Annotated in this window: 20 protein-coding genes; 2 read left to right on the top strand and 18 right to left on the bottom strand. The window is 35.5% G+C overall.

Annotated elements, in window-relative coordinates:
* The 17 genes from RM573_RS15700 to RM573_RS15620 form a co-directional block, all read right to left on the bottom strand.
* Positions 1-339: hypothetical protein (locus RM573_RS15700; protein ID WP_311584150.1), on the bottom strand; the 339-nt coding region annotated here is incomplete at its 3' end.
* Positions 340-453: 114 nt separating this feature from the next.
* Entirely contained in the window at positions 454-870 is a 417-nt protein-coding gene (locus tag RM573_RS15695; RefSeq protein WP_311584148.1) for a hypothetical protein, read from the bottom strand.
* A 130-nt stretch (positions 871-1,000) separates the two neighbouring features.
* Positions 1,001-1,468 (bottom strand): hypothetical protein, encoded by a 468-nt coding sequence (locus RM573_RS15690; protein WP_311584146.1) that lies wholly within the window; start codon positions 1,466-1,468, stop codon positions 1,001-1,003.
* 255 nt (positions 1,469-1,723) lie between these two features.
* On the bottom strand, positions 1,724-2,317 hold the full coding sequence (locus tag RM573_RS15685) for a hypothetical protein (protein ID WP_311584144.1): 594 nt from the start codon (positions 2,315-2,317) through the stop codon (positions 1,724-1,726).
* A gap of 78 nt (positions 2,318-2,395) precedes the next feature.
* Entirely contained in the window at positions 2,396-2,797 is a 402-nt protein-coding gene (locus RM573_RS15680) for a hypothetical protein (protein ID WP_311584143.1), read from the bottom strand.
* Between the two features lie 111 nt (positions 2,798-2,908).
* Complete coding sequence (locus RM573_RS15675; protein WP_311584141.1) at positions 2,909-3,448, bottom strand: hypothetical protein; 540 nt, start codon at positions 3,446-3,448, stop codon at positions 2,909-2,911.
* Between the two features lie 289 nt (positions 3,449-3,737).
* Entirely contained in the window at positions 3,738-5,654 is a 1,917-nt protein-coding gene (locus RM573_RS15670; RefSeq protein ID WP_311584139.1) for a DUF4365 domain-containing protein, read from the bottom strand.
* A 109-nt stretch (positions 5,655-5,763) separates the two neighbouring features.
* Complete coding sequence (locus RM573_RS15665; RefSeq protein ID WP_311584137.1) at positions 5,764-7,500, bottom strand: replication endonuclease; 1,737 nt, start codon at positions 7,498-7,500, stop codon at positions 5,764-5,766.
* A complete protein-coding gene (locus RM573_RS15660) occupies positions 7,484-7,762 on the bottom strand; it encodes a hypothetical protein (RefSeq protein WP_311584135.1) in 279 nt (92 codons plus the stop codon). The genes RM573_RS15665 and RM573_RS15660 overlap by 17 nt, the downstream gene beginning before the upstream one ends.
* Positions 7,762-7,962, bottom strand: a complete 201-nt coding sequence (locus RM573_RS15655; RefSeq protein ID WP_311584133.1) for a helix-turn-helix transcriptional regulator — start codon at positions 7,960-7,962, stop codon at positions 7,762-7,764. The genes RM573_RS15660 and RM573_RS15655 overlap by 1 nt, the downstream gene beginning before the upstream one ends.
* 133 nt (positions 7,963-8,095) lie before the next feature.
* The gene (locus RM573_RS15650) at positions 8,096-8,956 is read right to left on the bottom strand and encodes a hypothetical protein (protein ID WP_311584131.1); all 861 of its coding nucleotides are present in this window, start codon (positions 8,954-8,956) and stop codon (positions 8,096-8,098) included.
* Positions 8,943-10,166, bottom strand: a complete 1,224-nt coding sequence (locus tag RM573_RS15645; RefSeq protein ID WP_311584129.1) for a tyrosine-type recombinase/integrase — start codon at positions 10,164-10,166, stop codon at positions 8,943-8,945. The genes RM573_RS15650 and RM573_RS15645 overlap by 14 nt, the downstream gene beginning before the upstream one ends.
* Positions 10,167-10,547: 381 nt before the next feature.
* On the bottom strand, positions 10,548-12,293 hold the full coding sequence (locus tag RM573_RS15640; RefSeq protein WP_311584155.1) for a sugar phosphorylase: 1,746 nt from the start codon (positions 12,291-12,293) through the stop codon (positions 10,548-10,550).
* A 38-nt stretch (positions 12,294-12,331) separates the two neighbouring features.
* The gene (locus RM573_RS15635; RefSeq protein ID WP_311584127.1) at positions 12,332-13,564 is read right to left on the bottom strand and encodes a glycosyltransferase family protein; all 1,233 of its coding nucleotides are present in this window, start codon (positions 13,562-13,564) and stop codon (positions 12,332-12,334) included.
* 3 nt (positions 13,565-13,567) lie between these two features.
* Positions 13,568-14,422: an HAD-IIB family hydrolase gene (locus RM573_RS15630; RefSeq protein ID WP_311584125.1), complete on the bottom strand. Its 855-nt coding sequence runs from the start codon at positions 14,420-14,422 to the stop codon at positions 13,568-13,570.
* 2 nt (positions 14,423-14,424) lie between these two features.
* Positions 14,425-15,300, bottom strand: a complete 876-nt coding sequence (locus RM573_RS15625) for a kinase (protein WP_311584123.1) — start codon at positions 15,298-15,300, stop codon at positions 14,425-14,427.
* Positions 15,301-15,623: 323 nt separating this feature from the next.
* Entirely contained in the window at positions 15,624-16,034 is a 411-nt protein-coding gene (locus RM573_RS15620; protein WP_311584121.1) for a GFA family protein, read from the bottom strand.
* A 167-nt stretch (positions 16,035-16,201) separates the two neighbouring features.
* Between RM573_RS15620 and RM573_RS15615 the strand changes: the two genes are divergently transcribed.
* Positions 16,202-17,464, top strand: coding sequence for a sensor histidine kinase (locus RM573_RS15615; RefSeq protein WP_311584119.1), 1,263 nt, complete (start codon positions 16,202-16,204; stop codon positions 17,462-17,464).
* A gap of 23 nt (positions 17,465-17,487) precedes the next feature.
* Positions 17,488-18,027, top strand: a complete 540-nt coding sequence (locus RM573_RS15610; RefSeq protein ID WP_311584117.1) for a response regulator transcription factor — start codon at positions 17,488-17,490, stop codon at positions 18,025-18,027.
* A gap of 1 nt (position 18,028) precedes the next feature.
* On the opposite strand, the gene RM573_RS15605 is transcribed toward RM573_RS15610, so the two are convergent.
* Positions 18,029-19,117: a type 1 glutamine amidotransferase domain-containing protein gene (locus tag RM573_RS15605; RefSeq protein WP_311584115.1), complete on the bottom strand. Its 1,089-nt coding sequence runs from the start codon at positions 19,115-19,117 to the stop codon at positions 18,029-18,031.
* Between the last annotated feature and the right edge of the window lie 52 nt (positions 19,118-19,169).

The raw sequence follows: 19,169 nt of genomic DNA, 5'->3' as shown, positions 1-19,169 counted from the left end.
TATACAAGTTGCACGAAACTCTGGTTTATCTTTTTTAATATCTTCATAAAGGTAACCTTCTAGTACTTTATGAATATTGGATGTGGTTTCGCTTTTAACGGGCTGAAGTTGGTCCATAATAACAAGTCTCGTTTGAATAGAGTTACACAATAAGTCTCTTGCTCTACTTAATTCATTTTTGTCTATTAACGAAATAGCTGCTTGCATTTCTTTAGCTCCAGCCCATACCTGACCAATAACAGGAGATGCTGCATTTAAAATGCCACCCAAGAAACCGGCAGTAAGACCTGATAAAAAAATAAAAATAATAAACAATGAGAAAATAATTTTAGATTTCACACAAAGTTCCTTTTTGTATATAACGCCTCATTCAGAGGCAAATAATTGTTGGCTAAAATAGCGACGCAGGAGCAAAAGCCAACGTCCTTATTAATTAGCTTGTTATACGCCATTTCACCCATCCAAAGACTCTGAAACAGCTACCTCAGCCTCAATAATAGCTCGATGCGCCTTTAGACCCATTTTACTAGAGTAAAAGTCTGCTGCAATTTTTAACTCTTCTGCTGTTAATAATGAGAGGAGTTTAGTTTTAAATACAACCTTAGCTGCATTTATATTGATAGGGTCAGTCATCATTTTTGAAGGCATAGACTCGATGAAAATTCTTTTTTGGTTTTCAGGTAAACCACTTAGCGTGTCTGAAAATAGTTTTTCGGGACTGATATTTATTTCACCACCAAATGAGCTCAATATTTCTTCCATTCCAAGAGCAACATAAAGTCGTTCAAACTCAGCGTTTGCATTAAGTTTAGGTGTTGAAGAACATGCGAAAAGCGAAAGTGATATTAATATTAAAAGAGTTTTTTTCATTATCATCCTTAATTTCACACCAAACTATAGTGGCGTATAACGCCCCTATAAGGGGCTTTTTATTAGTTTGCTAAAATTGTGAAGCGAGCGGAACCGAGCAAACTGTAAAAAGTCCCGCTTTATTTTCTTGTTAGGTATTCTGGTTAACAGGCTCAGTATTAATGAACGGTGTTGAAGGGGTTAGCCTAAAAAAGATTACTCGAACACCGATGTCCGATGATTTAATTGTCATATTTATTAACGCTTCACCGTTTTCAAATGAACCTTTAAAAGAAAACTCACCTGTTGTTCCTGATGTATGAGCATTGTAATTGCCAATTTCGAAGTCAGAAATATTCTGAATCTTTCCCATAGTTTTGAATTGGGCCAATATCGTTTTACTTTCTTGAGTATTTATTTGTTCAATAAATTCATTACTCAAACGAGCATATATATCTTCTGTTTCCCAACGTTGGCTAAAGTCAGCCATAAACTGTTGAATAAATGGTTCCTGCTCTTCTTTGAAATCAGATGAACCTGCAGCCAAAAAAATAATTAACACTATGATGAGCATAAAAATACTACCAAGCCACATCATTAACTTTTTAATAAACTCCATACTACGATTTCTCCTTGAATACCTAACAGCTTATTATTATTTAAAACTTGAAATACCTATTAATATCAATGTATTTGCTGTATTTACCAATAACCATGTAGACGTCATGTAGTCTCATGAGATAGAGACTATCAGTTATATTCGTATTACCTATTTTTATATCAAAATTAATGTTACTACAACAAATGCCAAATAGCAGACGTTAGCTAGCATCAAATTAAACTCTCTATTATCAGCCCCGTCTAAATTGGCTTGTTATGCGTAAATACCAAGCAGCTTCCTAAATTCATCTTCCAATTCTGATTTCAGTTTTGATATTTCATTTTTATTAATATCTCTCGCACTCTCCCAAAATTGATGCCGTTCTTTCATTAACTCCCTGTCATATTGATACGTTGAATCATCAATACTGACTGGATGGGTTGTAATATCAAAGAACACACCTCTTGCAGTATCTAATACTGATTCGATTAAGGTGCACAATTTCTTTTCGAAAAATATACGTTTAGGAAGGTAATATTCACGCAATTCATTAAATTGTATTGAAAGTAATTTAACTTTTTCAGTTAATTCGATTTCATAAGAGGGTTGAAATGGCTTTAGAGTAGAATGTAATGCCTCTTCTAAACTTGAAAGTTTTTCATAAAACTCTTTAATTATATTTGCTCGTTCAGAGTGTAGGTTTTGGAACCTAATTGAATTTTCTGACGCTATTCTTTCAAGGTTCTTTTTATAAGACTCAACTCTACCATTGATAAAAGCCTCAATAGCTTTTTTCCCCAAGAAGGAAATTGTAAAGGTAATTGCAGTAGCACCACCTAAAAATTCAATCATTGCTTCCCACTGCACCCGAACTCTCCTTTACGTATAATGCCCTAATAAAGACAAAAAACAGTTGGCTGCTTTTTGTCCTTATTAATTAGCTTGTTATATTTCACGAATAAACTCAATCTCAAAATTATCACCATCCCAAACCTTTAATTTTCCGATCCAGTTTAACTTAGGGGCAAAGGTATTTTTAAGTTTGCTTGCATCTCCACCTTTATCGACAACTTCAGGGTTATTAGTTCTTGCAATGATTGTTCGAACAACAGTTTCTGTTTTAGTTGCTTTGTCGAGGTTAGAAATAAATTCCTTTTGCCCTGCGCCACTCCAACGCGATACTTTATCTATGTATGTCATAGAGGTTTTTCCGTTGAGAGAAGTTTTATGAAAATATTGCTCCCAAAGACTGACAACTAACTCACCATTATTATTAAATGATGATACTGACCAATTTACGTTTTTTTGTTTAGTTTTGAATTTTGAAAATGCTTCTGAAATTAACACCAAACTTTCCTTGAAATATAATATAACGAATTAAGGTTTTTTTATAAGTTGGCTAAAATAACGAACGAAGTGAGAAAAGCCAACTGTAAAAAGTCCCACTTGATTTTCTTGTTAGTTGATTAGTTCACCTAAATGATTTTGATAAATTATTGCGTAGTCCTCAAATGAGTCAATACCACCTTTACTCTCATTTTTAACACCGGAATCAGGGTTGTGAGTGCTATAGCGCCCAACAGTTACAATTAATTCATCATCAATTGTTTTCTGAGTTAAAGAGATATATGCGCCTTGATTTTCTGAGTTTTTAAAAGACATATAAACATCAATGTAAAATTCACCCGAGATCATACGACCTCCTGTTTTAACACCATTTTTTAATTTATTTGAAGTAAAATTAATTGATTGTGATTGTGATAGTGTTTGATGAAGTTTCTCAAGTATAGTGTTAGCAACTGATTCTTTGGCTCCAAAGATTCTTTTTGCAGCCCTCGGAAACCTTAATCTAGTGTTATTTTCAATAGCCTCAACTAAAATCTCTTTATCTTCTTCACTTAAATCTTTTTTATTATTTGCATTGTTATACAAGTTGATCAATTGTTTTTCGCTATATTTGTCTGATTCTATTTTTTGTACTAAATCTTGGATATTCATCTAATCTCCGAAAGTCAACTAACTTGTAGCGCATATGTAGCAACTTAACTTAAATGCTCATTGCTTTATAAAAATCACTTAATTACTAAAAACAGTACATTACTAACATTGAAATTGAAACAAATGAGCAAGAGCTTTTATCTAAGCTATATACTATCTAATGTTGTACGGCTGGAAAAGGCAGAAAAGTAAACCACCTAGAGCCGAGGAGATGATGCTAAAAATCAATTATATATCCTTATAAATGTTAATAGTATAGATTGGAGAATGCAGTATTATCTTACTATAACTAATTAGTAATTTTCATTATATCAACTACTTGATTATTATCTATCATCCGAAATTCTTTTTGATCTACAGGTTCATTAATATCACGAATCACTTCTGATATTAATTCATAAAAAACCTTACGCTCATTTATAGGGTAATCTTGAAATTTCTTGTACAACTCAGCTAAAAACTCTTCATTTTTGTAACTATAGGCAGCTTGAATCATCAAGGGTAAATAACAAATAGGTGTTTTTTTATTAAATCCTAAAGATATTGCATTTACCCACGCTTCTATATCCCAAGTTTGAAGTACTGCACATGACAAATAACATAATTGTGATGCTTCAATGTTATTGTCACAATAAAAGTGCCAACCTAAATTGTACCATGCAAGGCCATATAAATTATCAAGATCTAAGGCTGCTTCAAGGTTTGCTAATCTCTCTTTGCCGTTTAACTCAAAATTTATAATATCCTTCGCTTGTTTTGGTTGTCGTCGTTGCTCAGTTACATTTGAGTTCTCTATTAAAGAATCAAGAAATACATGTTTCAACTGCCATATCGAATCTGGTGAATCTGTATTATCTAAATAATCAATTAAGTGTGTATTTGCCTGTTTATATAGACCAGAATGCATGAGTGCGTCTGCATATAAGGCTTTATCGCTATTTTCATTACCAAGCTTGATAGCGTTTTCATATAACTTCGAAGATAAGAGAAATTTACCTAATTCAAATAAAACCCCTGCGCATTCTCTATGATAATAGTCTCGATTAAGATATGAGGGGTCACATCGTTTAGCTCTTATAAAGTGATGTAATGATTCATTAAATCGACTTCTAGACCTATAATGATTAGCAAGATTATAATGTGCTATACCTAATAAGTTTTCCCAATTTTTGTTTTTATACTTGACCAACGTTTTCTTTAATAGAGATTCGATACTGTCGAATTGTGAACGTCCTGAATTGTCTCTCATCATTCCAATTCCGTGCGTTATTATTTCAATCAAGTTTGTATCTTGATATTCCATATTTTCTAATACGGCATCTATTAATTCATCGAAGTATTGAGTGCATAATATGTGTGGAAGTAATTCCAGTATTAATTTTTCATAACTAAAAAAATATTCTTTGATATCTGAATGTAAAACAATCTTAGCTGCTAACTCTGATGCACCTACCCTTGTTAGAGCAATAGAAATACCTAATGAAGCAGAATTGATTAACTCATAAACAAAATCATTTTCTATTTTATCTAGCTTATGAATTACACAACCAGTTAAACCAGAAAAACTCACAAATAGATCTTTTGAAGAAATAATAATTTGAATTAAAGATTTTGATTTGCTTTTTTCGTATACAAAAAGTGAGGAATATTTCTTAAGCTCTTTTTTTAGTTGGCTTTCTAAAGACCACTTATCAATCTTATTTACCATCTCAGATTGAATTTCAAATGATATAGATATAGGGAAGTTAAATTTTCTTTGCTTAATGTTTTTTATTTTTTCTAAATACCCCTTTAATTGTAATGCATTTTCTTTTGATAATTCATCACTACAATTAATGGTCTTAGTCTTTTGCCCTTTTTTTCTAGGATAAAAATCAACTTCATGTGCCCATTTCACATAAAAAGAGTTCCCTTCAAGTGAGTATCTTGCAATCAAAACAGGTAAATCCAAACTTTTATAATAATCAACTGTTTCAATTTCTAAAGAAACTTTTTTTCTATCACTCTCTTTGGTACTTTCAGTTGCTTTAAGTTGAACCCAAAATACCAAGCCTGTTGAATATCCTCTATGGTCAAAAATTTCAACCTCTACATCAATTCCATAATCTTTATTTTTATCTCGCACAACCCATTCTCTCGGTAGCAACGAACTAAATGCATCTCTAGAAAGATCTTCTAATTGATGCTGTTGAGGTCTAATCGGCATTACAACTATCCATGGTTTTTAATTGAGTTTTAAAAAAATATTTCTACGCAACCTAAATTAACACAAATACAGTTTAACTTTTAACGATCATTTTTAATATTTAGTACAGTTATTTACAGAACTCCAAGTTATCACAAACTACGTTTGCTCTTTCTAAACGCCAACTGAAAAACCTTGTTAATATCATCTGCCCTTGATAGTAAATACCCTTGATAGTTTGAATGATATTTCCGTCATAATGTCCTAGCTTACATTCGCCAGTTTCACTGTTAAATGATGCATCATAAGCGAGCTTTAACGGTTGGTCTTTTCGTCTTGAAAACACTCCACCCATTGCATTAATAAAGTCATCCCATTTACTTTCATCAGCTGCTACTCTTGCTTTTTCTACCACAGAATTTAACGCTAACTTTTGCTTTAAACGTCTTAACTCACGCCAGACAGATACACTTGCCCCACCAATTTGTTGAAACTGACGAATACACCAACATGAAGACCAAGCATCTACTCGTTGTGCTGCTGTTATAGGGTCTTCACCGTAAACACCTTTATCTAATCCTTCACCGTCTATGTTCTTTGATACATACTTTGCGATATAACCTGTAGCACTACCTTTTTTCGGGTCTATTAACTTAAAGTCACAACGGTTCTCTTGAGCACCTTTTTCATCACCATCTTCTTCGAGTGCGTAATGACGAATGATGCTTTGTAAAAGCTCTATATGATGCTTTTCAACGAATAACAGCATATGCCAATGAGGTGTGCCGTCATGTTGTGGCTCAGCAACACGAAACCCATAAGGTTTAATACCTTTCCTATCTAGCTCTGCTCGAATACGTGACCAAACTTTACAAAGGTATTGATTCGCTTGATAAGGTGTAAAACCTTCATATTTGGGGTTACGTTGACCTGATTTCGCAAACGCAGCGTGGTACTTCGAAGGACACGTTATCGTTATAAAAACACCTTGGTGATTATGTGATTTTGAAAGCTCTTCAAAACCTCGCATTCTTACCATTAACTCCGCTTTTCTCACCGTTGGATTAGAAACGTTTAAGTCTGATAGCTCTTTGAGTGAATATTGCTGACCGATATCATTAATAACTGTCATTGAACTGAGCATTTGCTCGTTACGTGTCTTTTGTTGTTTTCTCTTTTTAACTGTTAAATCACTGGCGTAAATTTGTTTATACTTTTGAACTAGGTTTAATTCAATTGCGGCTTGTTCATAAGCTTGATTGAAAATTTTTCGTAATCGTCTATTCCACCAACCTAAATCACACATGCGCTTTATTGTGCCTAATTCCGTTACGCCTTTCCCCGAAGTAATAACCGCCTTAATGCGAAATGTTTCGGCATAATCCGTCAGTATTCGAAGTATTTCGCTTGCATTCGACTCACAAATATCCGTTAACGGGTCAAGGCGCTTCGTTACGTTACGGAATTCTTCGTTATAGGCGCTTTCTTCGTTACGGAAATTTCCGTTAACATTATGATGTAATGCCATTCTTCGACATCTATCCGCGCAATCTTGTGCAATGACTCGTATCTCTTCGTCATCAACCGTTAACGAATGACGAAGCTTTTCAGGTAATAAACCCACAATCATTTTTGTGGTGTTTAAAATATATAAATTACGCTCGCGCCTAGCTTTTAATTTGAATGCCTTATTAAGGATTATTCGCTTAATAACATCAGGCACTTTATTTAATTGTTCAAAGATAAAATTTACATCAGCTCTATCTGCTGCGCACTCATGTCTTTCCTCTGCCAGAAAGGGATAATCTTTAAATACAGAAGCGATTTTATTGAATTTAAGTTCAAGCACATTATTTTGAGCAGTCATTTTTGTACTCCTCAAATACTTTTTTACCTAAATCACTAATGGCATATCGTTTATACTCAAGACCTGTATGTTTAATGGTTTCTTCAGTAATAAATCCTTTAGCTTTTAAGTTTGTAATTGAGCCTAACTTTATAATGGCTCCTTCAAGTCTAGAGGGGAACAACAGACCAAAGCTATTACTCGGTTCAATACACAAATCAGTGGTTAACCCTTGATATAATAGTCTCAAATGAAAATAATTATTAGGAGTGACTGAAGACATTATGCGCATCCTTGACTGGTGGAGTAACAAAGGTTTTCTTCAATATAGTTTTCTATATCTTGCATTCGATAGCGAATAGCTCGTGCACCCACTTTAATAAAAGGAATACGAGCACCTGCCCACCTATCTCTTTCTAGGAATGCTTCACTTACGCATAGAATTTCTGCGGTTTCTTTGGTGTTTAGTAGTTTGATTCTCATCTTTACCTGCTTAGTTGTATGGCGCTTTAAGGCGCCGTATTAAAGTCAGGTATTAATTTATAGAGAGTTTTAATAGATATGAATGACTGTACTAAGCAGAATAATTCTTTTGCTTAGCACAATAACTTTTTGTTTAAATATTGAGCGGAAGTTTATATTTCCCTCTTTCAAATTCTCGAATCCATGTAGAGAACTGTAATGGCTTATCTTGGTTATATGAAAGTAGTAAATGAGGACTTTTTTCTAGGGATAACTCTTCAAATATCTTCTTACCTGCTTGTTTTGGATTAAGGTCACTATAACCTTTAGAATAACGACTAATGACAGCAATTTTTAATGGTTCAGTGATTTTAGCTTTTGCTTTACCTCCTGACTTTGCAATTTTCAGAGTTTTCGATTTGTTATCATAGAAACATTCTGCACGCGCAATGCTATCAATAATCTCTTCTTTGAGTTCATTAATACAATGTTTTTGCGACTGCTGTATCGCATCTAATTCTTTAATAAAGTGCTGTTGTGATATTTGCTGTCCTTTTCTTGAAAAATCATCTTGTTTATATGTTTTAGTCGACAAATACACTATTTCAGCAGATTGCATCAGCGTTAGTGTTCCAAATAGCTCACTCCACTGAATTTTTTTAATGTCCAATGTATCTAATTCAAAATAATCACATAACAAATATAACTCTCTTCCTTGGGTTAACACTACCGACGTTCTTGTCTTTGAATTTTTAAGTAACTTCATTGATAAGCTTTGCAACAAATTTTCGCCAATGTTGAGCATTGAATCTATTGCTTTAGAAAGCAAGATAACATCTTCATTTGAGCGCTTTGATAATATATCTCGTGCTATATGGGTCGCATCACAAACGCCTTCATCAGGAACAAAATCTAATGGTGCAAGTCCCGACTTAACAAAAATATTTTTGCACTTATATTGCTCTTTATGGCTCAATGCGATACTAGCCTCTTTCTTTATCTTATCTTGATACATAATCATCTATTTCTATTTTGCAATTTTCTTTAAAGAAGTCAGTAATACGTTGCATGGGTGCACGTAAACGGTCGTGATTAGCAATAATATAACCTTCGGTCACATCATTACCATTCTTATGATTTACTAGTCGTTTAATGGCATAAGCTGAGATATCTAATGATTCTGCTACCGTAATAAACGTTCTTCGCAAATCATGAAAAGTAAACTTGATACCTGATGATTCGATAAGGTGCTTTATCGCTTTTTCTGGATAAGCAAGATACTGAGCTTTTCGAGAAGAAAAAACATAGTCATTAATTTTGAAGCGTAAGCGATAATTGAGAATGCCAATCAGTACATCCGATAAAGGGAGTGTTAACGGCTCTTTGTTTTTGGTATCGGGAATATAAATAGTACCTTCATCTAAGTCGACATTCTCCCATGTTAAGGTAGCTGCTTCATTTTTTCTAAGTCCAGTAAGCAATAAAAACAATATATAGTCTGCTGCAACATGGTGTGACTCTGCACCTGTATTAAATTTCATTTCTTGAAGCGCTTCATACCAAGGTTCAAATTGTTTAGGTTTAATAACGGTTTGACGTCTTGGCTCTTTTGCCCATGCCTTTATTTGTCCTAAACGCTCAACAGGGTTATGAGGGAATAAGCTTAATCCGCTGTTATCTTCATATTGGTCTTTCGCAAATCGATAGATAGCGCTTATTATTCTCATTGCGGTATTAGCATAAGAAGGGCTATGACTTTTAAGGAGCTTACCGTGACGAGTCGAGATCATATCTTTAGTGATATCGACAAGGCGCTTATTCTTCCAATCCTTTAATTCCCCGTTCAAATACATTTCATATTGAACGTAGGTTTTATCTTTTAAGTAGGATTTAATTTTTCGATAATCTTGCCACACTTGCCAAAGTGTCATTTGCTCAGCCGTGGCTTGTTGCCTTTTGGCGATAGGGTCAATACCTGTGGCAATCTCACCTAAATATTTCAACGCCTCTTTACGCGCCATTTCAACGGTGATTTCAGGGTAACGTCCAAGCGTTATTCGCTTGAGTTTACGATTGATTCGCTTCTCTAAAACAAAGGCTTTACTACCACCTTGAGTGACACGTACGGCAAAGCCTTTTAGCTCAGAATCTCTATAGAAAACTTGTCCTTTTTCAGGAAGTACAAGTTTGTCTACAAAAGACTTGGTTATTTTACATGTAGACATAGTGTAGTCATGCTATATAAAAAACAGGTGAGCTATTTAAAACAAGAAAAGGCAATAAAGTCAATTAAAATAAGGGGTTTATGCGTTATTGTGATTTATTAAAACAGGCTAAAACAACTATAAATAAAACAGCTTATTATGTCGACGTCTCAGTCATATCCGTCTACTTACTTACACTTAAATTACCAGAAAAGTAATAAAATTCAATTTATTAAACGTGAAAATAAATACGAGCTATGTGTGGGCTTAGATATTACTGAGAATTCTCAGTAATATCCAAAGGGTGATAAGCTATTAGCATCAATAAAACAGTGAGCCGATAGTTTAATGACTTAACAGGGCTATTAAGAATTCATCGTAAGATGAAAATCAATGTTAGCTCTACTTATTTGAAATCCATACCGTTTGATAAGGCTCAAGAAGTAGCTCTTCGGTTAAGTCTGTAATTTCAGCTCCACTAATTAACTCTGTCCAAGATTCTGTGATCACTAAATTAAGTTCGCTGAGCGGTAATGCTAAAGGCTTATTTGATATGTTGCTGATGCAAAATATACTTTGTTTTCTGTTTTGACTTTGTCGCCAAAAACCAAATAATTGTAAACCCAAATGTAAAGTAAACTGCGTAGCGTTGGGGTGAAAAGCAGGTTGATTAATTCTGATCTCTAATAATGAACTGAGTGATGACAATACTTTTTTGTGATGTAAGTTATTATCTTCCAGTGCTTGGCTTAGTAACTCTTTATCCCACCTGCGACGATTGATCGAGCGATTATGGTGGGTATGCTCAAGTTTTTTATAATCGTTTTGCGTGCCTAGCATACTATGAATATAAACACCGGGAATGCCTTCAAGTGCGAACATAATGGCGTGTGCACAAACAAAACGTTCAAAATTCCACTGATCTTTACCGGCTGTTGTTCCTTGCATAGCATCATAAAGTGAAATATTCATTTCGTAGGCTTTTTGCTCGCCATTATCAGACGTTCGCCACGATATTTTTCCGCCGAAACCTTCGATAGTTTGAACCAGTGTGCCTAACTCTTCTTCGCTCAGTAAACCTTCTGCGGGCCTTAAACCTATGCCATCGTGAGAAGCAATAAAGTTAAAATACATAGTACCGTCTTGTGAGGGCGGCATGCTCATTAACCAACGTTTTAAATATAAACAACTCCCTGTGAGTAGAGTGTTTAATAATAACGGTGGCAGTGAAAAGTTATAAATGCCGTGTGCTTCGTTGGCATTACCAAAATAAGTTAAATTTTGAGTGTTAGGAATATTGGTTTCGGTAATAATAATGGCATTCGGTTCAGCAGATTCTATTAAACTGCGTAATAATCGAACTATTTCATGGGTTTGTGGCAAATTAATGCTCGGCGTGCCACTTATTTTCCATAAGAAAGCAATGGCATCAAAACGGAATATTTTCACACCCATATCTAAGTATTGTCGGATAATCGTGGTAAAAGCGATTAAAACCTCAGGGTTACGAAAATCAAAATCGACTTGATCGTGACTAAAAGTACACCAAACAAATTTCTTTCCTTTGCCAGTTTCAACTTCTTTCAGTAATGGCGAGGTGCGAGGACGAACTACCGCAGATAAATCTTCATCGGGCAAGGCGGTAAAGAAAAAATCGTGGCCAATCCCTTCACCTTTTATAAAGTTATCAAACCACACGCTGCGACTAGAACAGTGATTGATCACTAAATCAGACATCAAATGATAGTCTTTACTAATGGCTTGAATATCTTGCCATGAGCCAAGTGATTCGTTGACTGAAGAATAATCGATAACCGCAAAACCATCATCAGAACTATAAGGAAAAAAAGGCAAAATGTGCACGCTGTTTATCGTTTTACTAATAGTGTCATCTAAAAACGTTTTCAATGTTTTTAACGGTGCCGTGTCTTTTTCAATAACACTATCACCGTAAGTAATTAAAATGACGTCTTTTTCTGACCAGTGATTAGTAAAGGGTTCAGCAATCGTAAAATCACTTTTTAACCGCATTATGGCGATTAATGAACGTGCAATATCATCAAACGATTGCTCTAGTGTTATATCTTTATAAATAAAACTAAGCTGCTGACTTAATTTTTGTTCAAGAGAATTAACCGGCTCTTGCATCATCAATATTTTCCTTTTACTTCATACATTTTTCATGGTTAAAGAGTTGTTTGGCCAAATTCTTGATTGTCTAACTCAACCGCTTCTTTAAGTTGCGATAAGATATCCGGTATTGCACTTACTACGCGGTTCCATGATGGAATAAAAGGTGTTTCCATTGGCTGTTCTAGGAAAGTGTTTCCTGCTGTAAGTATATTTTCAGCAAACATTTCTACCGCTTTTTCTTCGGTATGAATGTCGAGATTCAGCCCATTCATCATGGCATCGTTACGATAGGTTTCTACATAATCTAAGGCAATACGGAAGTAGGTCGCTTTTAATGTTCTAAATTTTTCCGGGGTAAATGTTTCGCCTTGTGTGGCAAGTTTACGAATGAATGCTTTACTGATATCAATCGACATTTTTGATAAACCACCTGCGGTATTATCTAACGATAGATCTTGATGTTTATGATCGTACGTTGAAGCTATGTCTACTTGGCATAACCTGTTTGGCGAGTAATTACGATACATCTCAGATAATACACCGATCTCTAATCCCCAATCACTAGGGATACGAATATCGCTTAATACATCACGTCTAAATGAAAATTCGCCTGCTAGTGGGTATAAAAAGCTGTCCATGTATTCAAGGTAGTCACAATGGCCAACCGTTTTCTTAAGTGCTTTAATTAACGGAGTCACTAGTAATCGTGAAACACGGCCATTAATTTTTCCGCCGGCGACACGGGCATAAAACCCTTTTGAAAACTCATAATTAAACATAGGGTTAGCAACAGGATATAACAATCTATCAAGCAACTCTCGTTCATACGTTAAAATATCACAATCATGTAAGGCGATAGATTCTGCTTTGCCCGAAGCTAAAATATACCCCATGCAGTACCAGACGTTTCTGCCTTTTCCTAACTCTTTAGGTGCTAAGCCCAAGGCTTGTAATTTTTTATCAATCGCTTGTAGTCTAGGGCCATCATTCCATAAAACACGATGATGTTGTGGTAATTGACCAAAAAAGGATAATGCGTGTTTGTATTGAGCAAGATCTGCTCGGTCTAAACCTATTACGATTTCAGATAAGTATTTGACTTCTTTTATTTTATTAATAATGTCCGGTAAGGCTTTACCTTCTAATTCAGAAAATAACGAAGGTAAAATTAGCCCTAAAGAACGCGTTTTGGAAAAGGTTAATAATTCCTCGGCCATGTCTGCCGGTTCGCGTTGTGCTAAGTTATGTAATGTGGTTACCGTACCGTTTTGATAGAAATCAGCCATGGTTTACCCCTTTTTGGGAAGTTGAGAATTTGAAGATGAAAATAACAGTGCTTGTATTGCTTCGGCCCAGCCTGATGGCCCACACAACTCTGTTTGAATGGTGTGCCTATTTTGTCGATACAAGGTTGGAAAATCATGTACCGGAGATCGAATTTGAACCGCGACTTCTGCTGCCTCTAACATCGCAATATCATTTTCACCATCTCCTAAGGCAATGGTATAAATATTTTCTTGATTATAATGTTCACGATATTGTTCGGTTAACCAAATCAGTGCTTGTCCCTTATCGCAATAGCCACTTAAATGTAAAAATCGGCCACCTTGAACGACGTTGGCGCCATAATCGACTAACTGTTCAATAAATAGTTGTTTACTTTTTTCGTCTCCTAACCAATGAATGGGTTCGCCATATTGACGTTGTTTTGCTTGCGCGGCTTTGTCTGCTGAAAGCCCTGTTAACTTTGTTAATTGCTCAACTGTTAACGTTGAAAAGCCTTGATATAAGTGTTTAAAATCCCCACAAACGGTGTCAAGTAACTCTAACCAATACTTTCTTGATGAAGCAAAAGACTTAACCCAGTAATTGTCAACGCTTGAGGTGTCAGCAGGTTGTGTCGAAAAAGTTGTTTTAGGGATAAAAACAGCCGCGCCATTTTCTATAATAAACGGTGTATCTAGCGCTAATTCAGCTTGTATATTGGCTAATTCAGCTCTCGTTTTACTCGTGTTTAGAATAATAGGGATATCCGCTTTTTTTAGTTTGAAGATAGTGTCGTAGGCATCATTTGCTTGATACGTGTAGTGGTCAAGCAAAGTGCCGTCTAAATCGCTAAATATCAATACTTTCTCAGTGCGCATTGTTACTCCTTAAGACTCAATTGACGAATGTGTCGGTTGTTCTCTAGGTAAAAAATGGCATCGGCTGATTTAGATATTGTATTGCACGCTTGTACACTTAGCCTTTGAAAATATTGAGTAAAATTTAATATCTCTGCGGGAGACATGATTTTTGAATCGGTTAAATTTTCATTTCTCGCTTTTAGTTTTTCTTCTTGTTCTAATCGCCATTTGTATACGCAGTCAAATGAAGGTGCTTGTAAAGATACCCAAAAATCCATTTTTTCATACAAAGGTTCATAGGTGGTTTTGAGTTGTTGATTGACATAAGTTCGCCAAATGCCATGAGTATCATGTTGTAATTCAAGTTCATTGATTGGCGATTTTAATTGTTCATCGGTTTGAGGTTCTACGCCCCAACACCAACCTTCTAGCAAAATAATATCAACCGGTTTGTCGACACGTTGCCAATTTTCTTCTGGATAAGGTTCGTCTGTTGCTTTGTTAAATCGAGGAATTTTAAAGCCCGTTTTTTTCTCACTTAAGTGACTTAATACTTGCTTTAATGCCGTAATATCATGAGTTGCGGGTACGCCGCGTGTTTCTAATAAAGGATGAACTTTGTCTGCAAGGTCTTTGCGCTCTTGACGAGTTAAATAAAAGTCATCTAACGACATCACAATAACATTTAGTTGATAGGTGCTTGTTAAGTATTCTGCAATGTAATCGGTAAACGTTGATTTGCCACTACCTTGGCAGCCATTAATACCAACAAAAAAAGCCCCTTCATTTGCTTTAAATTGCTTAAAAACACGATCCGCGAGTGGTTGGTAATATTCTTCAACCGTTTGTTCAAATTCTACGGGTAAACGGTGTTGCTTTATAAAAGTCTTTAGCATAATTCTCACATCAACAAGTATGATTTAGTTAGATGATTTCAACTATTGTGCCATTTTGACCATTAGCTAGATTTAAGCTTTATCTTGTTGTATTCATTGATATAAAATATATTTATGGTTGGAAGTGTGATGCTTGTTGTTTTAATAACGTTTGCACGATTTATTTATTGTTGCACTAATTTGGTGCGTACCAGTTAGCTAGGGTGCCTCATCAAAACTCAATCAAGCTTAAGGCTGATGAGCAAGATTGCCATAACCGCAAAGTGTCATTTAAAGTTATGGCTAATCGTTGAAAGTTAAACGGTTGATTCGTTGCTAAAGCCTTAGGTCGGATATTGATCAAATTGTGCCGCCGCTTGGCCCGATTCAAACCAAACGGGTTTTTCTTCACAAAAGATATTTGCTTGAGGGGTGATTTTAGGATCACCTTCTAAATAGCCCGCAGGGATCACCAACATACTACCGTCTCGACTTAAATAAGGTACTTGTGAGCCACATTCGGTACAAAAACTGTTACTAAACCGAATGGCATTGGGGAGATCGAATCGTTTGATCAAGGCTTGACCTTGATGCCATTCAATTTTATCAGGTGCAGTAAAGATTAGTGACGCAAAGGCCGAGCCTGTTTTCTTTTGGCAGCGATCACAATAGCATTGATAGAATTTTTGAAAAGGGCCTTCAACTGTACTTTTAACTTTACCGCATAAACAGCTACCTGAAATTTTATTACTCATTTTGATACCTTTTGGCTAATACAAATAAAATGTTTTTAATGATAGTTCTATATAAGTTGATATCACTGGTCACGTCAATCTATTTAAATTTCAAAAGTGCCTTGTAAACTCTGACAAAGAACCTGTAGCAAGATATTCAGATATCGGTATGATATTTAGCAATATTTATGATTCTAATCCTTATGAACTTATTTAACTTCAAATCGATGGCGGTTATTCAACGGCTATTTTTACTGCGCAGCTTAGCGATTATTATTCAAGTAACAACCGTGCTGATTGTTTATTATGTGATGTCATTGCAAATATCACTGATATCATTATTGGGTGTTATTGGTATTGAAAGCCTTTTTCATTTAATTAGTATCTATGTTTTTAGAAATCGGCCGGCGGGTAATTGGGCAATTGTTTGTCAATTATTGGCGGATATCTTTTTTCTTAGTATTTTACTTTCCTTGAGCGGTGGGGCAACTAATGCATTTGTCTCATTATTATTATTGCCAATTATTATCGCTGCGGTCAGTTTGCCTTCTCGTTATTTGTCTATCATTTCACTTTCTGCCATCAGCTCATACAGTCTTTTATTATTCAGAATGCCTGAGCACGCCATGCATCAAATGGACATGAGTAATCATTTTTTTGCGATGTGGGCTAACTTTTTATTATCTGTTGTCGTTGTGACTATTGTCGTGGGAACTATGGCTCGAATTATTACTAATAGAGAGCAAGCCATCGCTAAACAAAGGGAAGAACAACTAAAAAGTGAGCAATTACTTTCGTTAGGTGTTGCATCAGCTCAAGTCACTCACCAATTAGCAACGCCATTGGCCAATATTCAGTTATTGTATGATGAGTTATTAGAAGATCACCCAGAACATCTTGCTGTACAATCGATGCATCATCCTTTGGAGCAGTGCCGTGAGCAATTAGGGTATTTTCGAAGCCTTGCCGCCTCGATTCGCGAAGAGAGTACCGAAATAATTAGTGTTGTTGAATTACTTCGTCAATTAAATGATAGTTTACACTTACATTTTCCTGAGCAAATGGTTGATATTATTCAAACTGAAGAGATAAATGCATCTGTCCAATCTGATGATATGTTGATCGCTGCTTTATTGAATTTAATTCAAAATGCTATTCGTGCGAATAAAGAACACAATGAAAGCAAAATAACCGTAACGATTTATACCAGTGAAAACACGTTGAATATAGAGATCAGAGATTTTGGAGCTGGAATTGAAGCAAACCTCAATAATGATCAAAAAGATTTATTAGGTGAAAAGTTGGTAGAAAGTAGTCATGGTTTTGGCATGGCAGTATTATTATCTAATACGACAATCAACCGTTTAAAAGGCAGCTTGAAATTAGCCAACCATCCAGTAAAAGGCTGTGTTGCCCATGTGAAGTTAGCGTTAGTTTTGCCAGAAAATTAACGGTCATAAAATGAAGATAATCAATGAAATTATTAATTATAGAAGATGATGAAGCGTTTGCTGCAACGCTATTAAGGCGATTAACAAAACAAGGCTTTGAGTGTCAAATGACTCATCAAGCAGATGAAGCGTTACATGTTTGTCATTTATTTCGTCCAGAATATTTAATTTTAGATATGAAGCTTGCTAAAGAAAACGGATTATTATTGATTAAGCCAATTCGGGCATTATTGCCTAATATTCGTATCGTTTTATTAACTGGATTTGCTAGCATCGCCACGGCTGTAGAAGCGATACAAATGGGCGCTGATGATTATTTAGCAAAACCTGTAGACACTAAAATGCTATTAAAAGCATTAAAGGGTAAAGGAGCAAGCGAAGCAAATACCCTTGATTCTTCAAAAATTGAAAATAAACCAATGTCGCCTGAGCGCTTGGAGTGGGAACACATTAACCAAGTCTTAAGCAGTAATAACGGGAATGTCTCTGAAACGGCTCGTCAATTGGGCATGCATCGACGAACCTTACAGCGAAAACTACAAAGAAAGCCCGTAGTGAGTTAGGCTATGACGAGGTTGCCTGTTCTTTTAAGGCGCTCGTTAAACGAACGAGTTCGAGTGCTTCAATAAAGTTAAACTTCATTGCGGCTACTAAACTGTGCATGGCGACAATCATTCTGCCAAATGGTTTTTTTGGAGATTTTTCTATTTCCGCAATGGCGGCATCGTAGCCATATTGCGCATATATTTCTAATAATTCTACACCAAATTCTTCAGGAGATTTTTGTCGCGGCAAAGGCGTATAACCTAACGCTTGAATAATATTTTCTGCGGTACTCCAAATCGACCAAGGGTTCTGGCCTGTGATCAAATTATTATCTTGATGTGTTTGATTTAAATAAGTAAAACCGCCATCAAACTTTGCACCTCGAGCAATTAATTTATCTTCTAAAAGAAACGGGAATACTTCATCAGCATTAGGGATCAAGAATAACTCTTCATCATTGGTAAAGCTGGTAATTGTCTTATTGGCGACTAAATATTCACCAGAATCAAGTTGAACGTTAGCGAAAGCTGCTGGCCCATGACAAATAGCGGCAACCACTTTATTGTTTTGATAAAGTTGTTTAACAATGTTTTGAATCGCTGGGTTGTCAGGAAAGTCAAACATTGCGCCTTTACCACCAACAAAATAAACCGCAAGGTAATCATCTGGGTCAATTTCATCAACACTCTTTGAATGTTTAACTTTGTGTTGGGCGATACTATCATTTAAAAATGCATAATCTATTGCTTTCATATCATCATTATCAATAACGACCGGTGGCTCTCCGCCTTTTACACTAGCAATGTCTACCTCAAAACCATTGACAGTAAACATCCAGTAAGCACGGGAGAGTTCGGTCAGCTCATATCCTGTTTTTTTCCCTGAATTTCCCATGGTATCGGTACTGGTGACTACCGCGAGAATTTTTCCACGTACTTGCGGTAAGCGCTTTTGTAAGTAAGGAATGTCGTTGGCGACACTTTGTTTCAATTGAGCTGCATCAGGAGTTTGAGGTAATAAATTGAAGAACCAAATACTACTACCGACGATGAAAAGTATAAAAACAACTAAAGATATTAACGCTTTTTCAACATTGCTACACACCATTAAAAATGAATTTTTCTCAGATTAATAAAATGCAGGTGAAGATGAAGTAAAG

The organism is Thalassotalea castellviae, from assembly GCF_031846185.1.
Classification (GTDB): domain Bacteria; phylum Pseudomonadota; class Gammaproteobacteria; order Enterobacterales; family Alteromonadaceae; genus Thalassotalea_H; species Thalassotalea_H castellviae.
This window is presented reverse-complemented; position numbering and strand designations above follow the sequence as displayed.